General features: G+C 65.8%; 1 protein-coding gene and 1 pseudogene. Both read right to left on the bottom strand.

Going from position 1 to position 2,722, the window contains the following annotated elements:
• A pseudogene (locus ACFWF3_RS31365) lies at positions 1-1,430 on the bottom strand (germacradienol/geosmin synthase); the annotation flags it as partial.
• A gap of 4 nt (positions 1,431-1,434) precedes the next feature.
• Positions 1,435-2,722, bottom strand: a 1,288-nt coding sequence (locus tag ACFWF3_RS31370) for a family 2B encapsulin nanocompartment shell protein (RefSeq protein ID WP_379317372.1), incomplete at its 5' end; no start/stop codon positions are given.

Here is a 2,722-nt window from a genome sequence, read left to right on the forward strand (position 1 = left end):
GCGCCCTGGGTGGGTGGGAAGACAGTAGGAAAATAGTCGTCGCCCCAGGTCCCCCAGGTGAGCCATTCGGCCGACAGCGTGAGCACGTCGACATCGGCGTCCGGGTCCAAACCGGCTGAGCACAGCGCGAAATCGAACCCGGCCGTATCCTCGCGAGTCCACAGCTGCCGCCCACCGAGCTCGGGCAGCGGATCGTGGAATCCGACCTGTTGCGCCCAGTCGATACTGGCCGCGCGTGCCACGGGCAGGTGCGGTGACAGACTCAACTCGAACGGCACGTCGAAGTCCGGCAGCGGCAATTGCCCGGTGCGGCGCAACGGAGTCCGGGTGTGGCTGCGCGCGCCGCCCGGCCCGGCGAGACCTTTCCAGAACCCGGGTCTGGCCAGTTCGGTGCCGATTCCCGCGGGACCGAACGACATCGGTCCCGTCGCCGCGGAGCCGTTCATGTACCGATTGGACCGCAGGTGCCATTCGTGGCCACCGGACTGCCAGTCCTGCAGACCGTGCGCGTACGACAGCGCCGCCGCGCACTGCACCGCGTCCAGCCTGTGCTCGTCGAACAGCAGCGGCAGCTCGGTGAGCACGGTGTTCTCGAACTGGTGGATCCGCGAGGTGAGCTGGTCGTTGACGATGTCGGCGGCCTGCTGTGGCGAACAGTCGAAGAACCGCTCGACCACCAGGACTCCGTTGTTCACCTCGCCTTCTTCCTCGGTCTCGCGCTGATACGAGAAGATGTCGTTGCGTAAGTGCACCGCGTCGGAGAACGTGTCCTTGAGCACGCGCATCGGCCGGGTGCCGACGATGGCTTCGGGAATTTCGACGCCGCGGGCGTACTCCACCAGATCGGCCGACCACGGTGCGCCGCCGACCCTGCGACGCATCTCGATGTAGTCGATGGGATTGGGAATCCGGGCGGTATTGATATTGCCGATCTCCCAGACACAGTCGAGCAGCAGGTTCCGGGTGCTTTCGCGGAACCGTTCGCGCCAGCATTCCGACATCGACGACACCGTCCGGGTCCAGAGGTCGGCGAGACCACGTTCGTCGGGGTTGGTCGGCTCGGGCATCGCGGCACCGTCGGGCGGCATGAACGTGGCCAGACGGTCGAGATACCGCCGTGCACCGTCCATGTCACCAGTGCGTTTGAACGCGTCGAGGAAGTGGTCGTCGAAATAGAAGACCCAGGTGTACCAGTCGGTGACGGTGTCGAGCACCGGTGCGCCGGCTTCTGGATGCGTGTAGGCGCACAGACCGGCGTAGTCCATGCCGTCGAAACTCGGCTCGTCCCACACCACATCGCCACCGACGGTGTCGCCGAGCATTCCCATCTCGTAGGCCCACTGTTTGGTATGTGCCCGTGCTTGTTCCACGTGCGCGTTCAGCCGCGCGGGATGAGCGACGTAGAACTCGGGCAGCTCGAAGGGCTGCACGATGTCAGCCCTCGGCGCCGAGCTGCACGTTCTCGAGGATCGCGAGGGCATCGGGCACCAGCACCGCACCCGAGTAGTAGGTGCTGACCAGGTAGGAGATGATCGCTTTGTCGTCGATGCCCATGAAGCGCACGTTCAGCCCGGGCTCGTACTCGTCGGGAATTCCGGTCTGGCGCAAGCCGATCACGCCCTGTGACGATTCACCGGTGCGCATCAGCATGATCGAGGTGGTACGGCCGGCCGAGGTGCCGATCTTGTTGCACGGCAGGATCGGAACCCCGCGCCACGAGGGCACCCGATGTCCGTTCAGCTCGGTGCTCGTCGGATAGATGCCGCGGCGGCTGCATTCGGCGCCGAAGGCGGCGATGGCCTTCGGATTGGCCAGGAAGAACGCGGGTTCCTTCCAGACCAGGGCGAGCAATTCGTCCATGTCGTCCGGTGTCGGAGCTCCGGTGCGAGTACTGATCCGCTGCTGCGGTGCGGCGTTGTGCAGCAGTCCGAAGTCGCGGTTGTTGACCATCTCGTCTTCCTGCCGCTCGCGCAGGGCTTCGATGGTCAGCCGCAGCTGCTGTTCGATCTGGTCCATCGGCTTGTTGTAGAGGTCGGCGACGCGGCTGTGGACCCGCAGCACGGTCTGGGCGATGCTCAACTCGTATTCACGCGGGGACAGGTCGTAGTCGACGAAGGTGCCCTGCAACTGCGGTTCGCCCTCGTGACCGGAGGCGAGCTCGATCGAACTCTCGCCGTAGGGGTTGGCCCGCTCGTCGGTGACGGCGCCGTCGAGCTGGGCCGCCCGCACGTGTTCGCGCAATCCTTCGATCCGTGCGCTGACCTCGGCCAGCGCACGGTCGGTGAGGACCAGGCAGGTACACGCGGTCACCGCTTTGACGGTGAAGTCCCATGGCTGCGCGTCGGCGCCGAGGATTCGTTCACCGATGAACCGGCCGTCGGTCATGATCTCGAGGACGGTCGACTCCCCGTAGGCACCGGTGCCGAGCTTGTCGGCCTTGCCGTGGGCGAGGACCACCAGCTCTTCGGCCGGTCGGCCTGCTTCGGCGATGATGTCGCCGGGCGCGTACTGGCGTTCGACAAAGGAGTCCGCCACCGTCTGCAGGGCGGCATCGTCGGTGTAGTCACGCAGATAGCGCAGTTCACGCAGGTCGGGTGCGAGGACCCGCGCCTGGCCCGCGGTGTCGTAGCAGGTGATCAAACCGTCGCCGACGGTGTAGGTGAGGCGGCGGTTGACGCGGTACACACCACCGTCGGCTTGCACCCAGGGCAGCAGTTTCAGC

The sequence above is a fragment of the Nocardia sp. NPDC060220 genome, assembly GCF_042727815.1.
In the GTDB taxonomy this organism is placed as follows: domain Bacteria; phylum Actinomycetota; class Actinomycetes; order Mycobacteriales; family Mycobacteriaceae; genus Nocardia.